The sequence below is a fragment of the Acinetobacter sp. 24-47-67 genome (assembly GCF_056779735.1).
This window is the reverse complement of the sequence record NZ_JBWYIK010000014.1, coordinates 1-22,384: the sequence shown is the minus strand read 5'-3', so window position 1 is coordinate 22,384 and position 22,384 is coordinate 1. Positions and strand designations below refer to the sequence as shown.

The window sequence follows — 22,384 nt, the reverse complement described above, 5'->3', positions numbered from 1 at the left end:
ATGTTTGACTAAATTAATGATAACCATGTAATTGACGATACAGTCCTGGTGTTACCCCTGTCCACTTTTTAAATGCTCGGTGGAAGGTACTGGTTTCACTAAAGCCGACTTGTTGTGCCACATCTTCTAAAGTTAAAGATGGGTTTAACAGTAAGTGAATTGCGGCGTCTCGACGCAAAGCATCTTTCACACCTTGATAGCTCTTACCTTCAGCAGCTAAGCGACGGCGAAGCGTCTGTGGTGATAAATAGAGCATGGCTGCAACATCATTTAATGTTGGCATTTCTTCACCAATTTGGCTCTTCAATACTTCGCGAATACGTGATGTGAGTGAATTGGTATTCTTGAATTTCACCAACAGTTTCGCTGGAGCACCTTTTAGAAACTCTTCCAAGGTGTTTTCATCTTGGCGAATTGGAAGGTCTAAGTAGTCTGCAGCAAATGTGATTTCAGTACGAGCTGAATCAAATTGGATCACTGGCGCAAAAAATAACGCATCATATTCATCTGCATGTTGTGGGCGTGGATAAGAAAAATGTACACGCTCTAACGGGATACGACGCTCAATAAGCCACGATGCCAAACCATGCCAGATCATGAGCATACTTTCAGTAATGAAATGGTCAGGATCCATTGTTTTTGGAATGAGTGGAACTAAGCGTGCTTCATGTTTATCGCGCTCTAAAGTCACAGACCACTCATCACCGAATAATTTATAGAACTGTGATGATAACTCAAGCGCATCACCTAAAGTTTTGGCATGTATGATCAATTGACACATGATCGCAAAGGTCCCTAAGCGACGTGGCTGGATATCAAAACCAACGTGTTCATCTTGGGTGACCATCCACAGCATTTTAACAAAGCGTGTGTACTGCTCAGGAGAAATACGTGCTTTAGGTTGGCGGAGTAGTTCAGCTTCAATGCCGACATGTGAAAGTAAAGTGTCAACATCCATCCCTAGACGTTTTACCCCAGTCAGGGCTGCATTCACAAAATGGATACTTATCGTATCGCGACTCATGTTAAATCCTTCAGTCTCTTTGATGTTCACTGCTACTTGACCTAAATGACACAAAAAATAATTTAATTGGCAATTATCACTAGAGTAATTGCTCTTTTACATCATAAATTGCCGAAATGATCAAGGTAAATGGCTGAACATGACATTGTTAATCTTGTTTTATATTTCTATTATGGGTGAAAAATCAACATATTCTTGGTGAAAATAACAATGACAGCTGCATTAAAGGGATTGAAAGTTTTAGATTTTTCCACATTATTACCCGGACCTTTTGCGACTTTGTACTTAGCAGATCTAGGGGCAGAGGTGGTCCATATTGAGTCACCAAATCGACCAGACCTTGTCAGATTGTTGCCACCTTATGCAAATGGTCAAGCCACAGCGCACAGTTATTTGAATCGCAACAAGCAGTCGATTGCCCTAGATTTAAAAGATAGTCAGAGTATTGAACTCATTAAATCAAAAATTTCAGAATACGATATCGTCATTGAGCAGTTCCGTCCTGAAGTGATGCGACGCTTAGGACTCGACTATCAAACTTTATCTGAAATAAACCCTCGTTTGATTTATTGTTCAATAACAGGATATGGGCAAACAGGTCCTTATAAAGATAAAGCGGGACATGACATTAATTATGTATCGCTCTCAGGGATTGCTGGGCATTCAGGTCGGCAGGAAAGTGGACCACCACCGATGGGGATTCAAATTGCTGATGTCGCAGGCGGTTCTTTACACGCAGTGATCGGCATTTTAACAGCCGTGATTGAAAGGCAACGAAGCGGTTTAGGTCAATATATTGATATCTCCATGACGGATTGTGCGGTGACCTTAAACAATATGGCCGCGGCAGCTGTACTTGCAGGTGGGCAGAATCAGTACCCTGAAAATGAACATCTGAACGGGGGAACATTTTATGACTATTATCAAACGCAAGACGGGCGCTATATCTCAATTGGAAGTTTAGAACCTCAATTTATGACAGGTCTGGCAACTGTATTAGAACTGCCTATCTTATTGGAAAAAGGAACTTCATTTGATCTTGAAGATCGAAAAGCAGTCAAGACTGCCATCGCTGATAAAATCAAGGAAAAAAGTTTTGATGTATGGCGTAAAACATTTTCTGAATTAGACGTATGTGTAGAACCTGTGTTAAATCTAGACGAAGCTCTGACGTCAGATTTGGCTCAACAACGTGCTTGGACAGTGGATGTACCTCTAAGGAAAGATGCAAATGAGGTAGAAAAACAGTTGGCTTGCCCAATTAAATTTTCAAGATCCAAGGCACAGTATCATTATATCGGCCAAACGCTGGGTGAAGGGAACTGGTAGTCAAAGTATTGAATATATGAAAAAAAAAGAACCGATCTGTATCGGTTCTTTAATCTATGTTTTCATACAGTAAATGAAATACTTTAGACTAAAGTCTATAATTGTCATGGAATGAAATTAGGCTGAGTCCCAATGGATTTAATTCAAGTAAATGGTCAACCGCGCTATGGGCGTTTTACAGAATTGCCAAGTGCAATTTCTGTCTCAAAATATATTTATAAAACGCCATATGGCAAAGTGCTCAAAGGATGGAGAAAAAAACTTAAATATAAGAAATTTAAGTTTTGTAGTATCCAACATGAGCATTACAGCATTGGGATGGCTATCGTCGATATCGCTTGGGCGGGACATGGTTTCATCTATATTTATGACCATAACACCGGACAAGTCGTCGAGTGGAATGCGATTAATGTATTGGCACGCAGTACGGTTCTAGATGAACAGCCACTATTTAATCATAGCCATTTTCAACATGGAAAAATCCAACTCGATATCCAACATGCCAATGGTGTTCGTTATATCAAAGTGATCAAACATGGTGAAGAAAAACTGTCTGCACGAATCTTTTGTGCTGGAACAGATCCTTTGTCGATGTGCAGTCCTACTGGTATAAATGGTTGGACCTATACTCAGAAACTAACTACATTGGCCGTTGAAGGGTATTTCATTAATAAACAAAAAGAAAAAATTGAATTTAACTCACGAACTTTTGCTTCGCTTGATGATACTTGCGGTTTTCTAAGACCTGAAACGGCTTGGTTTTGGCTATCTTCTAATTTTTGGGATGCGCAAGGAAACCGTGTGGGTTTGAATCTTGCCTCTGGCGTGAATGAAAGCTTTGGCAATGAAAACTGTTTGTGGATTAATGGGCGCCTTTATGCGTTGACGGATGTTCTTTTTGAAATGCAAAATGATCAGATGTGGACCATACGATCTATGGATGACAAATTACAATTGACCATTGAAACAGGCTGGCGCCGTTATGAAAATCTTAATCTTAGAATGGTAGGCAGCCAGTTCAGTCAGTGGCAATCTAAAATTACGGGTTTTATTATTTCAGATGATGGTCAGCATATTGAGCTTAATCAAGAGTATGGACTATTAGAGCAACATTACGCTAAATGGTAATGGCGTCATAACAACAAAAAAGTCCGATTGATCGGACTTTTTTACATTCTTTTTTATATCGCACCTTGCCAAAAAGCTTCACCTGCTTGAATTGGATCTTGAGTTTCAGCGAGCGTATCAACCCAAACTTGGTATTGATGAATAATAGGGTGTTGGTTTGGGTGGAAATCAGGTTTAAACCAGTCTAAATATTCTCGTTTTTTTGCCGTTAAAATGCCATCTTTTCCAAGCAACCATTTCAAGCCTTGAGCAAACATTTTTAACCTTTCAATTCGAGTAAAGCCATCTTGTTTGAGAAGTCCATGTGTTCTTTGCATGGTAAATCCAAACATCATAAGCGTAACTAAAACCAAGGCGGTATAACGTGTAAGGTTTGAAGTCTGCGCTACCTCGATCATGACATCATAAGCTACATCGCGATGTTCCATTTCTTCAATACTATGCCATGCAAATAAACTACGGACAAAAGGATGTGCATGGGCCATCGTACTTTTATGACTGAAAAAGGTCGTTGCCATTAAAGCGGTTAAGTGTTCGCATGAAGCGGTAATCGCAATATTAAAACGATCAGGATACCTTTTTAACGCATGTTTGAAACGTTGATTGACTTGATGAATATATTTTTCAATTGGCATACCTTGCTCAATTAAAATTTTATTCATTTTGTCATGGGCAATACCGTGTTGCGCTTCTTGTTGAATAAAGTCTTTCACACGTTTGGCTAAGACAGGATCTTTAATATGCGGTTGAAATAGTCGGACACACTGTATGAAATATCGTTCTCCATCTGGAAATGTCAAACTCAAAGCATCAAATACACGTGTTTTAAAAGGATCGTTGTTAAACCAAAATCGTGGTACTTCGTTAAGTCGGAAATCAAGGTGCTTACGAATCACTGGATGGTATGTGGTAATTGCATTCATGTTATTTTTATCGCTTATGCAGAAAGAACAAGTATGTAAAAAAATCACATTGAGGTCATTATCTCTACAGGACAAAAGAAGAGAGAAGAAGATTAAAACTGTAAGTAATGTCGGCTAAATCATCCGAATAAAAATGATTTAGCCGGCGATAGGAATATTATCGAGCTGCTTGCCAGAATGCTTCACCAGCTTGAATTGGATCATTGGTCTCGGCTAATGTTTTTACCCAGACATCATATTGGGCAATCACAGGATGTTGGCTTGGATGAAAGTCTTTTTTAAACCAATCTAAGTATGGATCTTTCATTCTCGTTAACATGCCATTTCGACCGATAAACCATGGAAGTCCTTTGACGGTCATTTTGAAACGGTCTAAACGACTAAATCCGTCATACTTCAACATGATATTGGCACGATAAGTTGTAAATCCAAGCATCATGAAAGTTGTAAATGCCAAAGCAAATTGTCGAGTAAGTTCTGGAACATCACCGACTTGTTTCATGACATCAAAAGCCACATCACGATGCTCCATCTCTTCGATAGCATGCCATGCTAAAAGCGCGCGCACATAGGGGTGAGCATCTTCAAGGGTTGCTTTTTGACTATAAAAAGTATCAGCCATTAATGCAGTTAAGTGTTCGGCTGCAGCAGTCATGGCAATATTATATTGAGGTGAACGACGTGTCAGTTCGAATTTAAAAATTTTGTTAAGAACCTTAATAAATTGATCGACAGGCATACCTTGATCTTTCATGACCTGATTCATCTTGTCATGCGCAATTCCATGCTGTGCTTCTTGTCGAATAAAATCTGCGACGCGTTTTTGTAATTCAGGGTCTTTGATTTTATCTCTAAATAATCGAACTGATTCAATGAAGTAGCGCTCTCCGTCTGGGAAAGTTAGACTCAATGCATCAAACATACGGGTTTTGAATGGATCTCCACCAAACCAAAAACGAGGAATTTCTGAGAGCTTGAAATTGAGATTCGTGCGTACGACAGGATCAACCTGATATTTTACCAATGCGTTCATCTTATTTTCATTCATCCGCTTTAGATCGTTTAAGTATGTATGGCATTGGTCTGATTGTTTTGACAGTACTTGCCATTTTTTATACATTTTACGACAAATGAAAATGAATAAAGTCAAATTTGCCTAAAGGAATAGTGCATCGTGAAAGATATTCAAATACCCAATGGATATTTCCATTTATGGCAAACATTTATTCAAGTGAAACAGCTCGATAAAGAGATAAAGACTGCATTAAATCAGGATGTTGATACGCTGAATAAGATTTTGGCAGCACCGATTGCCATGCAATCATCTTATTCTTTTTTCTTAAAGCTTAATTCTCTCACGCAGGTTTATTTGAATCGCGCCAATTATATTTTTGAAATGGCTCAATATGTGAAACCTGAGCATTTTGGTGTGCTTGGATATATGGCTACACGAAGTGAGACGGTGGCGGAAGCACTGAACTATATTTTAAGATTTAGCCGCTTGGTGATTGATGGTGAAGAGATTACACCCATGCAGATGCATCAGGACGGTGATATACTGATTTTAAGCTGGCCGTTTATTTGTGATGACTATAATTTTATCAATGAGTTGACGAATGCCATGATGGTCTCATTGGCGAAGCAAATATTAGTGCATGATACCTTTCCACTGTATAAAGTGATCATGGCGCATGAAGCTATCGCACCATTGTATGAATATCAAAAGTTCTATGGTTGTCAGGTAGAGTTCAGCCAAGTTGAATATCAGTTTCAAATTCGCACTCAGGGGTTGCAGCTAAAACCCCAACAAGCAGATCCTTCACTTATGCAATTGTTGGTTCAACAAGCGGAAGAGGCGATTGCATCAAAACCCGTTCAATCGAGTCTTGATCGGCAACTCCACTTAATTATTGCTGAGTATTTGCGTATTGGTCACGAAGCGCCAAAGATTGAAGATATTGCGACAGAATTATGTTTGTCGGTGAGGACTTTGCAACGACAATTAAAAGATCGCGGAACATCATTTAAACGCATACTTGAGCAAGAGCGGATGTCACAATGTGAGCGCCTATTAAATCAGGGGCTAGAGTTAACGGATATCGCAGTGCAACTCGGTTACTCAGATCAGTCTGCGCTTGCTAGAGCATTTAAAATGTATAATGGAATAACGCTGTTGCAGTTTAAAAAACAACTTAAACAACGACCAACTCACCACCATAATCTAAGTTAGATTATGGAAATAAAAAAGGTAAGCATGTAGCTTACCTTTAAAGACTTCATTTTTATGCCAGTCTAAAATTGATTCATCTGTATTTTGGGATATCTAAAAGCAATGGAGAGTATAGCAATCACCGCTAAGATCCAGCAGTAATAAACGTTTTGGATCATTTCCATTGGCGATAATTTTGCAATTGAACACGCCAATAATAATTGTGCGCCAAACGGAATTAAGCCTTGAACAACACAAGAAAAAATATCCAACAAAGCAGCCGAGCGTTTTGGGTCAACACCATATTCTTTAGCAACTTCACGTGCCATATCGCCAGATAGAATAATGGCAACCGTATTATTTGCCACAAAGAAATTAGACAAGATTACCAGAAGGCAGATTCCGATTTCACCAGCTCTTTGCGTTCCCACTTTGAATAAACGCGTAAGTTGATAAATGCGTTGTATAAGCCACTCTAAGCCACCTTCTTTTCGCATAAGGGCAGAAATACCACCGAGTAACATTGAAAGCAATGCGACTTCAAACATGCCCACAAATCCATCGTAAATCGCAATATTTAATTTAAGTAGGTTAAAGTCGGGGGCTTGAATCAGACCGACGAGTCCAGACATAACAATGCCCAGCATAAGTACAGCCAACACATGTAATCGGGTAAAAGCCAAAGCAAATACAGCTAAATAAGGCAAAATCAGCCAAAAATTATAGTCATTGAAAGAAATTTGTTGCGTATCACGACTCATCACAAAATAAATCAAAATCGTGAAAAGTGCTGCTGGTACTGCAATCCATACATTGACTTTAAATTTATCTTTTAGTTCTACACGTTGGCTACGAGTTGCGGCGATAGTGGTATCTGAAATCATCGACAAGTTATCACCAAACATGGCTCCTCCAACCACAGCGCCAATCGCAACAACAGGATTTATATCGGTGACTTGAGTAAAGCCAAATGCGATCGGCGCACAAGCAGCGATAGTACCCATCGAGGTGCCCATCGCAGTAGCAATAAACGCTGAAATAACAAAGAGCATTGGCAGGACAAAAGCCGAAGGAATGAGAGATAAACCTAATTGTACTGTTGCATCAACACTACCAATGGCACTACTAATACTGGCAAAAGCACCTGCCAGCATAAAGACCATAAACATTAAAATAAGATTAGGATGGCTTGCCCCACGGAGAAACTCATCTATACCTGTATTTAATTTGCCACGATAAAGTAATACCGCAAGAATGAGGGCAGGGATAGCAGCAATGGGTGCTTTAATTTGGTAGAAGGCAAACTCAGTGCCAATCAGAGTGTGATAAATACCGCTGCCCAAAAAAATGGCTAAAAACACAATAAGCGGTAGAAGGGCAAGCGCTCGCGGAGAAGCTTTGCCTGGGGAGATTGTGGTCATAACATAAGAAATAAAAGAGTAAGCATGTATAGTATAGAACAGCTTTGGCTAATTCAGAAAAGTTAAAATGTAAGTGCTAAGCTATTTGTTTTTAAACATTTTTAATCAATAAACATAAGTTCATATAAATATTCATGATTTAGAAAAAACAGAAAAAATCGAGCTTTTTGATCATTGTTAAAAAAATCAAAACATTGATAAATATGCACTTGGAATACTTAACTGAAAAGAGTGTTTGGTGCTTTTCATCACACTCTGTTCAATGAGTAAAAAATAGCGTTACAATGGGCCGTCTTGTATTTTACAAAACCAACTCCTCAATTCTATACAATTCAAGGAAAGTACATCCCTATGTCACGTTTAGCCACACGATTTGCACAGCTTAAATCTCAACAGCGTAAGGCTCTAGTTTCTTATGTCATGGCAGGTGACCCTCATCCACACGTAACGGTTCCTTTGTTACATCAAATGGTGGAAGCAGGTGTGGATGTAATTGAACTTGGCTTACCATTTTCAGATCCAATGGCCGATGGTCCAGTGATTGCACTTGCGGCTGAGCGTGCATTGGCAGCCGGTACAAATACATTGGATGCATTGGAAATGGTCAAGCAATTCCGTGAAAAGGACACAGATACACCAGTGGTGTTGATGGGTTATTTGAATCCTGTAGAAGTCATTGGATATGAAAAATTTGTATCAACTGCTCATGACTGTGGTGTGGACGGTATTCTGTTGGTGGACTTACCACCTGAAGAAGCACAAGCGCTCGATGTTGTCTTGAAAAAGTTTGATATGGATCAGATCTTCTTGTTGGCGCCAACATCTACAGATCAACGTATTCAACATGTCGCTAATCAAGCGAGTGGTTTTATTTATTACGTGTCTTTGAAGGGTGTAACAGGTGCAGCGACTTTAGATGTGAATGAAGCTGCTCAACGCATCGAAAAAATTAAGTCGATGACGGATGTACCTGTTGGTGTAGGTTTTGGTATTAGTGATTCAGCCTCTGCAAAAGCAATCGGAAGCGCAGCGGATGCGGTCATTGTTGGTAGTGCTTTTGTTAAACCATTTGCACAGACAACTCCTGATCAAGCAGTTGAACAGGCGGTCAATAAAGTCAAGGAGCTTCGAGCAGCGCTCGATGAGTTAGTATGAATCAAGAAGTTAAATCAGGGAAAACTTTAGCACCTGCAACACCTTGGACAGATCGTTCAGTACCAGGTATTCAAATCCCTGATCAACAGCAATCATTAAAAGCGACGTTTACTGAGCCTACGATTGAATGTCCAGAATGTCATGCTCTGGTGACTCGTACGGCGATGTCTTTCAATGCTTATGTTTGTCCTCAATGTGATGAGCATTTAAAAATGAAAGCACGTGACCGCTTAAATTGGTTCTTTGATCAAACCGCAAAAGAATTAGGTCAAGAGTTTGTTGCAAAAGACCCACTCAAGTTTGTGGATAGCAAAGCTTATCCTGTGCGTATGAAAGAAGCACAAGAGAAAACTGGCGAAACTGAAGCACTCGTGGTGATGGAAGGACAAATCAAAGGTTTATCTTTAATCGCTTGTGCATTTGAATTTGATTTCATGGGCGGTTCGATGGGAACTGTAGTTGGTGATCGATTTGTACAAGCAGCAGAGCGTGCGATTGAAACCAAACAGCCAATGATTTGTTTTGCTGCCTCTGGTGGTGCTCGTATGCAAGAAGGAATGTTATCTTTAATGCAAATGGCACGTACGTCAGCTGCGATTCAAAAAATGAAAGATGCTCGTATTCCGTACATTGTTGTATTAACTCATCCAGTATATGGTGGTGTGACCGCATCTTTAGCCATGTTGGGTGATGTGCATATTGCTGAGCCTAAAGCAATGATTGGTTTCGCTGGTAAACGTGTCATTGAACAGACTGTACGCGAAAAGTTAGAAGAACCGTTTCAACGTGCTGAATTCTTGCTTGATCATGGTGTAGTCGATCAAATTGTTCATCGTCACGCATTACGTGATACAGTTTATCGTATCGTAGCGAAATTGATGAATTTGCCTTGAACCTCACTGCTCCACTCAGTACAGATAATTTACAAACATGGCTCGATTATTGGAGCCATGTTCACGTTACAGGAATTGATTTAGGGCTTGAACGCGTCATTCCTGTGGCTGAAAAATTGGGAGTTACACACCCGCAAGCGAAAGTCATTACCGTCGCTGGTACGAATGGTAAGGGTTCAACAACTACAACCTTAGCTTCAATTCTGAATGCTCAAGGATATCAAGTCGGTTTGTATCAATCTCCGCATATCTATCGTTTCAATGAGCGTGTAAAACTCGCAGGTCAGGAAGTTTCAGATGAGCTTCTGATCGAAGCATTTGTTCAAGTTGATCAAGCACGACGTGAATGTGATTTAAGTTTATCTTTTTTTGAAGCAACAACCCTTGCAGCTTTTGTCATCTTCAAACAACAGAAATGTGATGTTTGGGTATTGGAAGTTGGACTTGGGGGACGTTTGGATGTGGTGAATGTCGTTAATCCAAATGTTGCGGTCATTACTAATATTGGATTGGATCACACAGATTGGCTGGGTGACACCATTGAAAAAATTGCTTTTGAGAAAGCGGGTATTATTCGTCCAGATATTCCAGTCATTTTTGGTGGGCAACAAATACTTCCAACATCAATTCAGGATAAAGTCATTGCATGTAATGCGACGCTGTCATGTCTAAATCAGGATTATTTTTATCAAGCAAATGGTGATGGTAAAACTTGGACATTTTCAAGTTCAGCACTGACCTTAAAATTACCATGTGGTCAGTTGGCCCTAGATAATATTTCTACTGCCGTGGCTGCATTATTGGTCAGTGGATTGAAAGTTTCTCAAACTGCACTAGAGCAGGGTATTATTCAAGCACATTTACAAGGTCGATTTGAAATAAGGGAAATCGCAGGAAAAACAGTGATTTTCGATGCGGGACATAATCCGCATGGTGTAGAATTTTTGTTAAAGCAATTGCGAAATTATTTAGAATACAATAAACAGTACACAGAAGTTATCGCTGTGTTTTCGATGTTAGCGGATAAAGATATAGATTCAGTCGTTAATTTATTGAAAAACACGGTATTAATGTGGAAAATTGCGCCGATGGATGTGCCTCGTGCAGCACCATTAAAACAATTAGAGTCAGCGCTTCAAGGTGAGACAGTACAACAGTATTCAAATGTACAGGTCGCATTTAAATCAGCACTTGAAGAAACAAAAAATAATCAGCTGATTTTGGTGTGTGGTTCGTTTCATACCTTAGAAGCGGTCTGGGAGTATTTAGAGAATGTCAATGAATAACAAACAACGCTGGATGGGTGGTGTTGTTTTATTGGGTGGTGGTGTTTTATTGGCAGCATTACTTCTAAAAGGCAAAGAAGAGATCCACCAAAATAATGTTGAACAACCGGTTGAAGCTGTTCAACAAAAAAATAATGAACCTGAAGCAGTACAACTTCAACCTCTCACAGTTGATGTGGAAACTGAAAAGCGTTTACTTGAAGAGCAACGACGTGCTCGTGAAAAAGCTGTGGCAGAGCAAGAGGCTCGTGCTGCTGAATATTTAAGAATGCAACAAGAGGCCGAAGCTGAAGCCGCACGTCGCGCTGCTGAAGAATATGCTGCAATGAATGCTCGTCGAAACGCTGCTCAGCAAAGTTCAGACAATATTCCTCCTGAATTGGTTGAGGATGAAGCTGAAAAGCAAAAGCGTTTGGCTGAAGAAAAACGCATAGCTGAACAGAAGCGTTTAGCTGAGCAAAAAGAACAACAGGCGAAATCCTCAGAAGAACAAAAGCGTAAAGCCGAAGCAGAAAAACGTGCAGTTGAAAAGAAAGCAGCAGAGCAAAAAGCTGCTGAGGAAAAACGTAAAGCAGAAGAAGCGAAGAAGAAAGCTGAAACTGATAAAAAAGCTGCAGAAGAGAAAAAACGCAAAGCTGCTGAAGAAGCGAAGAAAAAAGCTGAGGCAGAAAAAGCTCGTGATCTGCTGGAAAATGGAGATCGTCAATGGATGGTTCAAGTGGCATTGGCTGCGAATGAGGCGAATGCAGATGCGCTTGCGGCTAAGCTTCGTGCTAAAGGATATAAGGTAACGAAGAGTCCAACGTCGAAAGGTATTCGAATTATGGTTGGTCCATCTAAAGATCGTGATTCGGCAGATGCGTTACGTAAGAAAATTAACAGTGATGCAAGTTTAAATATGAAATCAGCATGGGTGATTGATTGGGTACCACTGGATAAGCGTCAATAGTTTCTTGCTTTGTTTTAGAAAAAAGGATTCAAACTATAATTTGAATCCTTTTTTAAATTAATATGTTAAAGAATATAAGCCATAATCAAAAAAAAAGCCTATCTGAGGATAGGCTGAACGCTGAAACTTGATGGCTCGTCAAAATTAATCAAGATCAGGTTGAGGTGTTAAACGTAGATAAGGTGTCACTGCCTTGTACCCTTTAGGGAAGCGTTGTTGAATTTCATTTTCGTCTTTAATAGAGGGAACAATCACAACATCTTCACCATGCTGCCAGTTTGCAGGGGTTGCCACTTTATAGTTATCTGTTAACTGTAATGAATCTATAACACGTAAAATTTCATGGAAATTGCGACCAGTTGACGCTGGATACGTAATAATCAAGCGTACTTTTTTATTTGGATCAATGATCACAAGAGATCGGACGGTTAGGGTCTCGCTGGCATTGGGATGGATGAAATCATATAAAGTCGAAACTTTACGATCCTGATCAGCAATGATTGGGAAATTTACCGTGGTAGACTGAGTTTCATTGATATTTTTAATCCAACCATGATGTGATTCAACATCATCTACAGAGAGAGCAATCGCTTTAACATTACGTTTTTCAAACTCGTCTTTTAGCTTTGCTGTAAAACCTAATTCCGTCGTACATACGGGAGTGTAGTCGGCAGGGTGTGAAAATAAAACGCCCCAATGATCTCCTAAAAAATCATAAAAATTAATCACTCCTTCGCTCGATTGCTGTTCAAAATCTGGAGCAGTGTCACCTAAACGTAATGCCATATATACCTCTATTCTTATCAAAACCTTAATGTATTGAAATTAATATGGAGGAAACTCTTTATAATTAAAAATAGTGTTTTTTTATTTACTTATGAAAAAAATAGATTTATTTGGCTGCCTGAGTGCAAATAAACGCTCATAAAATTGAATTTGAACGATATATATTTTTGATCAAATTTGCTACATTAACTCGCCGTTGCTCATGCGTCATGGAAAATAATCCAGAAATTTTTTGATTGCATTTGTTTAAAACCCTTGTACTTCAAATTTCTAGCACCATAATAACGTTTGAGAAAAATCATTTTGATAAGTAAGTTTTAGAGAGTCTATATGTTGGCAAGTCTGATCGGAGGAATCTTCGGTACTAAAAACGAGCGCGAATTGAAGCGTATGCGTAAAATTGTCGAGAAGATCAATGCGCTCGAGCCGACGATATCTGTGTTAAGTGATGCAGACTTATCTGCAAAAACAGAAGAATTCAAACAACGTTATAAAAACGGCGAAAGTCTTGATCGCTTGTTACCAGAAGCTTTCGCGGTATGTCGTGAAGCTGGTAAGCGTATTATGGGTATGCGTCATTATGACGTACAGTTGATTGGTGGTATTACCCTACATGAAGGTAAAATTGCAGAAATGCGTACAGGTGAAGGTAAAACCCTAATGGGTACTTTGGCTGTATATTTAAATGCAATTAGTGAACAAGGTGTTCATGTTATTACTGTCAATGATTATCTGGCGCAACGTGATGCTGAGTTAAACCGTCCACTTTATGAATTTTTGGGATTATCTGTTGGGGTGATTTACTCCATGCAAAATCCTGTCGAAAAAGCAGAAGCTTATCGAGCAGACATTACCTACGGTACAAACAACGAATTTGGTTTCGACTATCTTCGTGACAATATGGTGTTCTCGTTAGCCGAGAAAAAACAACGTGGTCTTGCCTATGCGATTATCGATGAGGTTGACTCAATCTTAATTGACGAAGCACGTACTCCACTTATTATTTCGGGTCAAAGCGAAGATTCCTCACAACTTTACGCGGCAATGAATGCGATTCCGCCAAAGTTACATGCTCAAAAAGAAGAAAAAGTTGCAGATGGTGGGCACTTCTGGATCGATGAAAAGCAACGTTCAGTCGAAATCACAGAAGCTGGTTTTGAAGCCATTGAAAGTGAACTTATTGCGATGGGATTATTGGCAGAAGGTGAGAGTCTATATTCTGCAGCCAACTTAAATCTTGTTCATCATGTGACAGCTTCTATTCGCGCACATTACTTGTATCAACGTAACGTGCATTATATTGTCCATGACGGTGAAGTGATTATTGTCGACGAAAATACAGGTCGTACGATGCCTGGTCGTCGTTGGTCTGAAGGTTTACATCAAGCGGTAGAAGCGAAAGAAGGTTTAGAAATTCAACCTGAAAACCAAACGCTTGCAACGACCACATTCCAAAACTATTTCCGTTTATACCGTAAACTTTCAGGTATGACAGGTACAGCAGATACTGAAGCTGCTGAAATGAAAGAAATTTATGGCTTAGATGTGGTGTTGATTCCAACCCATCGTCCAATGATTCGTAAAGATCTGAATGACTTAATTTATTTGAATCGTAATGGTAAATACAATGCGATTATTGAAGAAATTAAGAAAATTCATGAAGCTGGTGTTGCACCGATTTTGATTGGTACGGCAACAATTGAAGCTTCTGAAATCTTATCGGATAAACTGAAAGAAGCGGGTATCGCACACGAAGTATTGAATGCCAAACAGCATGAGCGTGAAGCGGATATTATTGCACAAGCCGGCTCTCCACGTGCCGTGACTATTGCGACCAACATGGCAGGGCGTGGTACGGATATCTTGCTCGGTGGTAACTGGAAAGCGAAACTGGCGAAAATTGAAAATCCAACTCCTGAAGATGAAGCACGTTTAAAAGCAGAATGGGAACAAAATAACCAACTGGTGCTGAATTCTGGTGGTTTACACATTATTGGTTCTGAACGTCATGAATCTCGTCGTATTGATAACCAATTACGTGGTCGTTCAGGTCGTCAAGGTGATCCAGGTGTTTCGCGTTTCTTCTTATCGTTAGAAGATGATTTGATGCGTATCTTTGCAGGTGATCGTGTCGTCGCAATGATGCGTGCAATGGGTCTGCAAGAAAATGAAGCCATTGAACATAAAATGGTGTCTCGTTCGATTGAAAATGCCCAACGTAAGGTTGAAGCACGTAACTTCGATATTCGTAAGAACCTGTTGAAGTATGATGATGTAAATAACGAACAACGTAAAATTATATACTCACAGCGTGATGAAATTCTGGCAGAAAGTACATTGCAAGAATACATCGAGTCAATGCATGAAGAAGTGATGAAAGGGGTGATTGAAACGTATATCCCACCTGAATCAATTCATGATCAGTGGGATGTCCCAGGTCTAGAATCTGCATTACGCTCAGACTTTAATATTGATCTTCCTGTGCAGCAATGGTTGGATCAAGATCGTCGATTAGATGAAGAGGCATTAGCACGTCGTATCACTGATGAGGTTTTACAACGCTATCGTGCGCGTCGTGAACAAATGGGTGCTGAATCTGCAGCAGTGTTAGAACGAAACTTTATGTTAAGTTCTTTAGATCGCCACTGGAAAGATCATTTAGCAGCGATGGATTATTTACGTCAAGGTATTCATTTACGCGGTTATGCGCAAAAGAATCCTGAGCAGGAATATAAGAAAGAAGCATTCAATCTGTTTGTAAATATGTTAGCTGTCATTAAGTCTGATGTTGTGACAGATCTTTCATTGGTACGTTTACCAACGCCTGAAGAGCTGGCAGAAATGGAAGCACAGCAGCAAGCTCAAGCTGAAGCGATGCAACTTTCACTTTCTCATGCTGAAGTTGATGGTATAACAGGTGAGCAAACAGTTAATACTCAAGAATTGGATCAGAATGAAGTTGAGATTACGCCACCTCAAAGCCGTAATGCACCTTGTCCATGTGGTTCTGGTTTAAAATACAAGCAGTGTCACGGTAAAATCTAAATTTCATGAAGCAGAACTTAGGTTCTGCTTTTTTTATTTTATTATAGTGCTTGGTCAGTTCATGTGAATAAGCATTGCCAATTTTCTCAGTTAATGCTATTTAATTTTGCATGATTGAATATATGGAAGCGACAATGAAAAAAATACTAAAATCGGCTCTATTTGCAGTTTTTGCTTTACCAGCTTTCGCATTTGCCAATGCTGATACGAAAACTGTACCTCTAGCGAAAGTTCAAGCAGCTGCGGGTGTTACTCAAGCACAAACTGAAGTTAAAAATGACTCCACAACGGTGATAAGTCCACGCACTGGTATTCGTTACACACTTGGTAATACAGCTGGTCGACCAATCATTCTTCAAACAGCTGCAATAGCACCAGCAACTCCAGCTACAGCAAATCGTATTGTTGCATCAAATCCAGCTCTTTCAAGTTCAAGTCAAGAAAAAGCAAAACAAGCCTTATTGGAACAAACTGTATCTAATTAATTTTAGAATTTCGTACAAAAGCCAGTCTTTGACTGGCTTTATTGTTTTTAGGGATCGAGATTTATTTCAAATCATTCATTTCAATCAACCCTAATGCCTTATTCACTCGATTTTTTTTCTAATTTCTAATAAGCTTAGCCATCATTTTTTTTAATTCGGACAATCAAAAATGGCGGTGGGTGACGTATCAATGCCACAAATGCATGTGGTAAAGGGTGTAAGAATTGGCTCAGCAGAAGCGTATGTACGTTACCCAAATCGACGTGACTTGGTTGTATTTGAATTTGCACAAGGCACTCAAGTTGCAGGTGTATTTACCCAAAATGCTTTTTGCGCAGCGCCAGTACATATTTCAAAACTGCATTTGTCTCAAACAAATCCACGTTACCTTGTAATTAATACAGGCAATGCGAATGCAGGTACTGGTCCTACAGGTTTGAAAAATGCAAAGGACACTTGTGCTGAATTTGCCAAAATTGCTGGTGTAAATGAGAACGAAGTTTTGCCATTCTCAACAGGCGTAATTGGTGAACAATTACCCATGGAGCGTTTGATTGCTGGGTTAAAACCAGCATTTGAGAGTCTTGAAGATGATGTATGGCCTCAGGCAGCATCAGGTATTATGACGACGGATACTTTACCTAAGGGTGCTTCTGAACAATTTGAAATTGACGGGGTTGTTTATACAATGACGGGGATTTCAAAAGGTGCAGGAATGATCCGTCCTAATATGGCAACAATGTTGTCTTTCGTAGCGACAGACGCGCCTATTGCTCGTGAATTGGTTCAAAAACTATTAAAAACCACGGTTGAACAATCATTTAATCGCATCACGATTGATGGTGATACATCTACTAATGACTCTTGTATTTTTGCAGCAACTGGTCAAGCAGGTGGTGCTGAAATTACATCTAAAGAAGATGCTCGTTACTCTGTTGTTTTAGATGTACTTACACGTGTCATGAAGCGCTTGGCTCAGTTAATCGTTCGAGATGGTGAAGGTGCAACCAAATTTATAACTGTTTCAGTTGAAGGTGGTGCAAATACGCAAGAGTGTTGTGATATCGCTTACAGCATTGCACATTCACCTTTGGTAAAAACAGCGTTCTTTGCTTCTGACCCTAACTGGGGGCGTATCTTGGCTGCAATTGGTTATGCTGGGGTCCAAGATTTAAATGTCGACAAAATCCAAGTATGGTTAGATGATGTCCAGATCTGTAAAGATGGTGGTGCAGCGGCAGATTACACAGAAGAGGCTGGTGCTAAAGTGATGAATCAATCAGAAATTACTATTCGCGTTGATTTGGGCCGTGGTTCTGCCAAAGATACGGTTTACACCTGTGATTTGTCATATGATTATGTCAAGATCAACGCAGATTATCGTTCTTAAATAAATTAAGCCTCCCTGTTGAGGCTTTTTATTTATCAAATTTTAATGATTGGTCAAATCCAATCTGTGTGTAATTGCTTATATTGATAAGCGCTATGGATAGAGATGCAAATAATGAATGATGCAACCAATTTAATTGCAAATGATGCGAAAGCAATTGTTCAAGCTCATTTAGACCTGATTGGTGAATCTAACAATCAAGATTTAACACCAGAGTTAAAGCAGCAAAAATTTGCTGAGATCCAAGCCGAATTGGAAAAGCGTAATGCGGTATTGGTTGCTCATTATTATTGTGATCCAGTCGTACAGGAGCTTGCGGAGCTGACTGGTGGTTGTGTTTCAGATTCACTTGAAATGGCACGTTTTGGGCGTGACCATGATGCGACAACACTCGTTGTGGCTGGTGTGAAGTTTATGGGTGAAACTTCTAAAATTTTATCACCTAACAAAACCATTTTAATGCCTACTTTAGAGGCAACTTGTTCACTCGATCTAGGTTGTCCTGTAGATGAGTTTAGCAAGTTCTGTGATGCTCATCCTGATCATACTGTTGTGGTTTATGCAAATACCTCAGCTGCGGTAAAAGCACGTGCAGATTGGGTGGTAACATCCAGTTGTGCTGTCGAAATTATTGAGCATTTAGATAGTTTAGGTGAAAAAATTATTTGGGCACCTGATCAGCATTTAGGACGTTACATTCAAAAGAAAACTGGAGCGGATATGTTGCTCTGGGATGGTTCTTGTATTGTACATGAAGAATTTAGAGCACGTGGCATCGCTCAGATGAAAGCCATCTATCCTGATGCTGCAGTTTTAGTCCATCCTGAATCTCCAGAATCGGTGATTGATGTTGCTGATGCAGTAGGAAGTACTTCGCAATTGATTAAGGCTGCAAAAGAACTACCGCATGAAACAATGATTGTTGCGACCGATCGCGGTATTTTTTATAAGATGCAGCAAATGGTGCCGAATAAGACTTTGATTGAGGCTCCTACGGCAGGTGAGGGAGCGACTTGTCGTTCTTGTGCACATTGTCCATGGATGGCAATGAATGAATTGGATGGCATTTTGCATGTTTTACGACATGGTGATCAGGAAGTGTATGTTGATCCCGCTTTAGCAGAGCGCGCTAAATTACCATTAGATCGAATGTTAAACTTTAGTGCGTCATTAAAGCGTTAATATTAGTCAAAATGCTTGATAAATATACATTTGAAGTGTTTTTTTGAATTTTTTTGAAGATAGGTGTTGACGTTATCCAGCGTCACGCCTAGAATGCACACCGTACCGAACGATACATCAAACGATAAGTTGAACGGTACAAAAGCTGAGATGAATCGGAGTATAGCACAGCCTGGTAGTGCACCTGGTTTGGGACCAGGGGGTCGTAGGTTCGAATCCTACTGCTCCGACCAATTCTTCAAGGCAAAGGTTTTCCAATGATCTCGCAATCATGGGTAATGCGCCTGTAGCTCAGTTGGATAGAGCATCCGCCTTCTAAGCGGATGGTCACAGGTTCGAATCCTGTCAGGCGCGCCATTGGTCGCTTGATTTTATAGAACCAAATTTTGTGATGGTGGATGTAGCTCAGTTGGTAGAGCCCCGGATTGTGATTCCGGTTGTCGCGGGTTCGAATCCCGTCATTCACCCCAACACAAACCGATGTAATCGGAGTATAGCACAGCCTGGTAGTGCACCTGGTTTGGGACCAGGGGGTCGTAGGTTCGAATCCTACTGCTCCGACCATTTATTTCATTATAAATGGTCAGATAAAAGATACCGCGTTAAGCGGTTTTTTTATGTCTGATTTTTGCTGTTAAAAAAAGATCCTATCAGGATCTTTTTTTGTTGAGTGTTTAAGGCACGATAATAACAGCAACGCGTCTATTTTCTGCATGGGCAGCGTCAGTATTTGCAGTATTAATAGGTTGGGTTGAACCGCGACCAATGGTTTGGATATGAGCTGGGTTAAAACCCTCCTCAATAAAAATAGTGCTTACGCTTCGGGCACGGCTTTCAGAAAGTTTAAAATTATAATCTGGATTGCCAATAAGATCGGTATGACCGACGATACGGACTTTCTTTAAATTGTACTTTTGTAGTTGTGCTGCGAGATGTTGAATCTGTTCACGATTTTTTTTAGAGATTTCAGCCTGATCGAAATCGAAAAGAAGTCGTTCGGGTAGTCCCAAACTCCAACCTTCCTCTGTGAGTACGAAACCTTGTTGTTTTAACATTTTTACTTGTTTATAGCTTAAAGATCCCATACCCAAGCATGCACTTAATCCTATACAAAGAATGCTCATGATAAAAAGTTTGAAACTACGATTGAGCATAGGTATTAATCCTCAGTAAAAATTCTATTGTTGAAATATGTGCCAATGATGTTTTAGATTCTTCGCTTTGTACATCGCTTGGTCTGCTTGAGAAATTAAGTCCTCAGGGGTATGAGCTTCTTTAGCCAAAGCTATACCAAGACTAAAACTAAAATGGATTGATTGTCCGTTATATTTTAAGGGCTCATCAGAACATTTTATAAGATTTTCGGCAATCGAAATTAAGTGATCAACCTGGCTGACAGGACTTAGGATAATTGCAAATTCATCCCCGCTTAATCTTGCGACAAAATCATTTTGACGTGTGTTTTGTTTTAATCGTTTTGCCATTTCTTTCAACACTTCATCCCCCACTAAATGACCATATTGATCGTTAATAGACTTAAATTTATTGTTATCTATAAAAATCAAAACAGTATTTTCACGTTTATCAGGCTGATCGAAAAGGTTACACAAAACTTTATAAAAGTAATGTCGGTTTGGTAATTGCGTTAATTCATCATGTTGTACTTGATAATTAAGCTGCGTATTTTCAGACTGTAACTGATTGTGCCAAGATTGAATTTCTTCTAACAGTTGATTAAATACTGAGTTTAGATGATGAAATTCTTGAATATCATTTTTTGGAAAGCGGAGATTGTATGCTTTTTGTTGACTCACTAATTGTGCTGTATGAATAATTGGTGATATAGAATTCATAATATGACGATAGGTTGCATTAACCGACCACCATAAGGCGAAAATCATAAAAAGCATACCTAGGATCAAGGCTAAGCAAATCTTGATAATGAATAAAATGATATCTTGAGAACTGCCGAATAGATGAAGCTCACCGACCAGTTGTCCATTGTGAGTAACTTCAATTTGAATCGGCTTAGAAAAAAATAATCCATCAAACCAAGTTTGAAGTTCTGAATGGCGATCTATCAGTTTGCTGCTTTCAGTGATTTTAACTTTATTGCTATCCAATACTTGGATAAGGCGAATTGAATGTTGTTGTGTGTACTCGTGTAAAATATTGTCTAAAGTGTATTTATCTTGGAAAACAAGAGCAGGTTGAATGCGTTCCGCAATTGTGCGACTCACTAAGGTTAAGTTTTGATTGGCGTATGATTTCACCGTAAAGATTGAAATCGTTGTAAAAATTAAAGTGCAGATCAAAAAAGTGATCGCAAAAATTAAAAATTGTGATCGTCTAAATAGTGATTGGAGTGAAGTTAATCCAAAAAATTTATCAATCATCTGAATTACTCCATATTCTGTGCAAGAAGTAATACACGAGGATCAACGTGGATTTTGGTTTTTGCAAGACTGTCTAAATTGACTTTAAATTTTGTAATACCTGCTTTATTGCTATAGAGACAGAAAACACTTCCAACATCGCAATCTTCATTATTTGTCGAAAATGAGAGAATTGATTTCTTTAGTGATTCTCCGATGAGCTTTTGTTCGACTGTTGGAGAAGATTTAGAAAAAAATACAACATCACAATTGGTCTTGTTTAAATCGTAATCATGAATATTTTGTGCTTTGATCTTTGAATTTTGCTTTAGAATTATTTGATTAAACTCTGCTAATGCCAAAGTGTTATCAATTAGACATAAATCTGGTTGTGGAGATGAAATTTTGGCATAGCTCAAAATAGATAGAGTCATTTGATAAATGTTCTGGTTGGAATTGGCATGGCTAAAGCTGCACATCAAAAGCAGTAGGGAGATCAATACGGCTTTTTTGATTTTAAATATAGCCATTTAGTAACATAGTTCTAGTCAGTTAAATAATAGTTCCTATTCTAATCTAATTTTAATAAAGTTAAAGTGTTCGATTTTTTATCAATATCATACTGAATGATGTGAATTTGATTATTAAATACCCACTCAATACTCATAATTTAAAATAATTCTAAAATATTAAAAAAAGTAGTTGCGTAAGAAAATAAATAGCCTATAATGCACATCCATCGGCGGTGATGTTGATTAAAACTTGTTGAAAAACAAGGATTTAGCTGAATAGGTTGGATCTAAG

19 protein-coding genes and 4 tRNA genes are annotated in these 22,384 nt (G+C 39.2%); 15 read left to right on the top strand and 8 right to left on the bottom strand.

Annotation, left to right across the window (positions count from 1 at the left end; translation table 11 throughout):
* Window positions 1-13: 13 nt before the first annotated feature.
* Complete coding sequence (locus AC1M9K_RS13485; RefSeq protein ID WP_092768523.1) at window positions 14-1,024, bottom strand: AraC family transcriptional regulator; 1,011 nt, start codon at window positions 1,022-1,024, stop codon at window positions 14-16.
* 210 nt (window positions 1,025-1,234) lie between these two features.
* Between AC1M9K_RS13485 and AC1M9K_RS13480 the strand changes: the two genes are divergently transcribed.
* Window positions 1,235-2,353, top strand: coding sequence for a CaiB/BaiF CoA transferase family protein (locus tag AC1M9K_RS13480; protein WP_481589543.1), 1,119 nt, complete (start codon window positions 1,235-1,237; stop codon window positions 2,351-2,353).
* 132 nt (window positions 2,354-2,485) lie between these two features.
* Entirely contained in the window at window positions 2,486-3,481 is a 996-nt protein-coding gene (locus AC1M9K_RS13475) for a DUF2804 domain-containing protein (RefSeq protein WP_481589542.1), read from the top strand.
* A 53-nt stretch (window positions 3,482-3,534) separates the two neighbouring features.
* Here AC1M9K_RS13475 and AC1M9K_RS13470 read toward each other — a convergent pair whose 3' ends face one another.
* Together AC1M9K_RS13470 and AC1M9K_RS13465 are read right to left on the bottom strand one after the other, a co-directional pair.
* Complete coding sequence (locus tag AC1M9K_RS13470) at window positions 3,535-4,404, bottom strand: metal-dependent hydrolase (protein WP_481589541.1); 870 nt, start codon at window positions 4,402-4,404, stop codon at window positions 3,535-3,537.
* 157 nt (window positions 4,405-4,561) lie between these two features.
* Complete coding sequence (locus tag AC1M9K_RS13465; RefSeq protein ID WP_481589540.1) at window positions 4,562-5,437, bottom strand: metal-dependent hydrolase; 876 nt, start codon at window positions 5,435-5,437, stop codon at window positions 4,562-4,564.
* A gap of 141 nt (window positions 5,438-5,578) precedes the next feature.
* On the opposite strand from AC1M9K_RS13465, the gene AC1M9K_RS13460 reads away from it, so the two are divergent.
* The gene (locus AC1M9K_RS13460; protein ID WP_481589539.1) at window positions 5,579-6,634 is read left to right on the top strand and encodes an AraC family transcriptional regulator ligand-binding domain-containing protein; all 1,056 of its coding nucleotides are present in this window, start codon (window positions 5,579-5,581) and stop codon (window positions 6,632-6,634) included.
* Between the two features lie 62 nt (window positions 6,635-6,696).
* Here AC1M9K_RS13460 and AC1M9K_RS13455 read toward each other — a convergent pair whose 3' ends face one another.
* Window positions 6,697-8,034 (bottom strand): Na+/H+ antiporter NhaC family protein, encoded by a 1,338-nt coding sequence (locus AC1M9K_RS13455; protein ID WP_481589538.1) that lies wholly within the window; start codon window positions 8,032-8,034, stop codon window positions 6,697-6,699.
* A gap of 351 nt (window positions 8,035-8,385) precedes the next feature.
* Here AC1M9K_RS13455 and trpA point away from each other — a divergent pair, with 351 nt between their 5' ends.
* Genes trpA through AC1M9K_RS13435 form a run of 4 tightly spaced genes read left to right on the top strand, consistent with a single transcriptional unit; the run spans window position 8,386 to window position 12,317 of the window.
* Entirely contained in the window at window positions 8,386-9,189 is an 804-nt protein-coding gene (trpA, locus tag AC1M9K_RS13450; protein WP_481589537.1) for a tryptophan synthase subunit alpha, read from the top strand.
* The gene (gene accD / locus AC1M9K_RS13445; RefSeq protein WP_035267924.1) at window positions 9,186-10,082 is read left to right on the top strand and encodes an acetyl-CoA carboxylase, carboxyltransferase subunit beta; all 897 of its coding nucleotides are present in this window, start codon (window positions 9,186-9,188) and stop codon (window positions 10,080-10,082) included. Before trpA ends, accD begins: the two co-directional genes overlap by 4 nt.
* On the top strand, window positions 10,079-11,368 hold the full coding sequence (folC, locus tag AC1M9K_RS13440; RefSeq protein ID WP_481589536.1) for a bifunctional tetrahydrofolate synthase/dihydrofolate synthase: 1,290 nt from the start codon (window positions 10,079-10,081) through the stop codon (window positions 11,366-11,368). Before accD ends, folC begins: the two co-directional genes overlap by 4 nt.
* Complete coding sequence (locus tag AC1M9K_RS13435) at window positions 11,355-12,317, top strand: SPOR domain-containing protein (protein WP_481589535.1); 963 nt, start codon at window positions 11,355-11,357, stop codon at window positions 12,315-12,317. Before folC ends, AC1M9K_RS13435 begins: the two co-directional genes overlap by 14 nt.
* A gap of 144 nt (window positions 12,318-12,461) precedes the next feature.
* Here AC1M9K_RS13435 and AC1M9K_RS13430 read toward each other — a convergent pair whose 3' ends face one another.
* A complete protein-coding gene (locus tag AC1M9K_RS13430) occupies window positions 12,462-13,103 on the bottom strand; it encodes a peroxiredoxin (protein WP_481589534.1) in 642 nt (213 codons plus the stop codon).
* 330 nt (window positions 13,104-13,433) lie between these two features.
* Here AC1M9K_RS13430 and secA point away from each other — a divergent pair, with 330 nt between their 5' ends.
* The 8 genes from secA (at window position 13,434) to AC1M9K_RS13390 (ending at window position 19,769) form a co-directional block, all read left to right on the top strand.
* Complete coding sequence (gene secA / locus AC1M9K_RS13425; RefSeq protein ID WP_481589533.1) at window positions 13,434-16,148, top strand: preprotein translocase subunit SecA; 2,715 nt, start codon at window positions 13,434-13,436, stop codon at window positions 16,146-16,148.
* Between the two features lie 134 nt (window positions 16,149-16,282).
* Window positions 16,283-16,633 carry a hypothetical protein gene (locus tag AC1M9K_RS13420; RefSeq protein ID WP_481589532.1) on the top strand — a complete coding sequence of 117 codons (351 nt, stop codon included), beginning with the start codon at window positions 16,283-16,285 and terminating at the stop codon, window positions 16,631-16,633.
* A gap of 169 nt (window positions 16,634-16,802) precedes the next feature.
* Entirely contained in the window at window positions 16,803-18,023 is a 1,221-nt protein-coding gene (argJ, locus tag AC1M9K_RS13415; RefSeq protein ID WP_035267912.1) for a bifunctional glutamate N-acetyltransferase/amino-acid acetyltransferase ArgJ, read from the top strand.
* Window positions 18,024-18,137: 114 nt separating this feature from the next.
* The gene (gene nadA / locus AC1M9K_RS13410) at window positions 18,138-19,205 is read left to right on the top strand and encodes a quinolinate synthase NadA (RefSeq protein WP_035267909.1); all 1,068 of its coding nucleotides are present in this window, start codon (window positions 18,138-18,140) and stop codon (window positions 19,203-19,205) included.
* Window positions 19,206-19,361: 156 nt separating this feature from the next.
* A tRNA-Pro gene (locus AC1M9K_RS13405) sits at window positions 19,362-19,438 on the top strand.
* Between the two features lie 47 nt (window positions 19,439-19,485).
* Window positions 19,486-19,562 (top strand) — tRNA-Arg (locus tag AC1M9K_RS13400).
* Between the two features lie 37 nt (window positions 19,563-19,599).
* Window positions 19,600-19,675 (top strand) — tRNA-His (locus tag AC1M9K_RS13395).
* A 17-nt stretch (window positions 19,676-19,692) separates the two neighbouring features.
* Window positions 19,693-19,769: transfer RNA gene (locus AC1M9K_RS13390), tRNA-Pro, on the top strand.
* Between the two features lie 110 nt (window positions 19,770-19,879).
* Here AC1M9K_RS13390 and yfiB read toward each other — a convergent pair.
* The 3 genes from yfiB to yfiR are packed head-to-tail and all read right to left on the bottom strand — an operon-like array spanning window position 19,880 to window position 22,059.
* Complete coding sequence (gene yfiB / locus AC1M9K_RS13385; protein WP_035267906.1) at window positions 19,880-20,359, bottom strand: outer membrane lipoprotein YfiB; 480 nt, start codon at window positions 20,357-20,359, stop codon at window positions 19,880-19,882.
* A gap of 24 nt (window positions 20,360-20,383) precedes the next feature.
* Window positions 20,384-21,601, bottom strand: coding sequence for a diguanylate cyclase DgcN/YfiN (dgcN, locus tag AC1M9K_RS13380; protein ID WP_481589531.1), 1,218 nt, complete (start codon window positions 21,599-21,601; stop codon window positions 20,384-20,386).
* Between the two features lie 5 nt (window positions 21,602-21,606).
* On the bottom strand, window positions 21,607-22,059 hold the full coding sequence (gene yfiR / locus AC1M9K_RS13375) for a regulatory sequestration protein YfiR (RefSeq protein WP_481589560.1): 453 nt from the start codon (window positions 22,057-22,059) through the stop codon (window positions 21,607-21,609).
* Window positions 22,060-22,384: the final 325 nt, after the last annotated feature.

Excerpts from the sequence above, each read along its gene's own strand:
- AC1M9K_RS13420 (WP_481589532.1), top strand. The coding sequence starts at position 16,283 with ATGAAAAAAATACTAAAATCGGCTCTATTTGCAGTTTTTGCTTTACCA.
- yfiB (WP_035267906.1), bottom strand. The coding sequence starts at position 20,359 with ATGCTCAATCGTAGTTTCAAACTTTTTATCATGAGCATTCTTTGTATA.
- AC1M9K_RS13465 (WP_481589540.1), bottom strand. The coding sequence starts at position 5,437 with ATGAACGCATTGGTAAAATATCAGGTTGATCCTGTCGTACGCACGAAT.
- trpA (WP_481589537.1), top strand. The coding sequence starts at position 8,386 with ATGTCACGTTTAGCCACACGATTTGCACAGCTTAAATCTCAACAGCGT.
- AC1M9K_RS13485 (WP_092768523.1), bottom strand. The coding sequence starts at position 1,024 with ATGAGTCGCGATACGATAAGTATCCATTTTGTGAATGCAGCCCTGACT.
- argJ (WP_035267912.1), top strand. The coding sequence starts at position 16,803 with ATGGCGGTGGGTGACGTATCAATGCCACAAATGCATGTGGTAAAGGGT.
- AC1M9K_RS13470 (WP_481589541.1), bottom strand. The coding sequence starts at position 4,404 with ATGAATGCAATTACCACATACCATCCAGTGATTCGTAAGCACCTTGAT.
- secA (WP_481589533.1), top strand. The coding sequence starts at position 13,434 with ATGTTGGCAAGTCTGATCGGAGGAATCTTCGGTACTAAAAACGAGCGC.
- AC1M9K_RS13435 (WP_481589535.1), top strand. The coding sequence starts at position 11,355 with ATGTCAATGAATAACAAACAACGCTGGATGGGTGGTGTTGTTTTATTG.
- AC1M9K_RS13480 (WP_481589543.1), top strand. The coding sequence starts at position 1,235 with ATGACAGCTGCATTAAAGGGATTGAAAGTTTTAGATTTTTCCACATTA.
- yfiR (WP_481589560.1), bottom strand. The coding sequence starts at position 22,059 with ATGTGCAGCTTTAGCCATGCCAATTCCAACCAGAACATTTATCAAATG.
- nadA (WP_035267909.1), top strand. The coding sequence starts at position 18,138 with ATGAATGATGCAACCAATTTAATTGCAAATGATGCGAAAGCAATTGTT.
- accD (WP_035267924.1), top strand. The coding sequence starts at position 9,186 with ATGAATCAAGAAGTTAAATCAGGGAAAACTTTAGCACCTGCAACACCT.
- dgcN (WP_481589531.1), bottom strand. The coding sequence starts at position 21,601 with ATGATTGATAAATTTTTTGGATTAACTTCACTCCAATCACTATTTAGA.
- AC1M9K_RS13455 (WP_481589538.1), bottom strand. The coding sequence starts at position 8,034 with ATGACCACAATCTCCCCAGGCAAAGCTTCTCCGCGAGCGCTTGCCCTT.
- AC1M9K_RS13475 (WP_481589542.1), top strand. The coding sequence starts at position 2,486 with ATGGATTTAATTCAAGTAAATGGTCAACCGCGCTATGGGCGTTTTACA.
- AC1M9K_RS13430 (WP_481589534.1), bottom strand. The coding sequence starts at position 13,103 with ATGGCATTACGTTTAGGTGACACTGCTCCAGATTTTGAACAGCAATCG.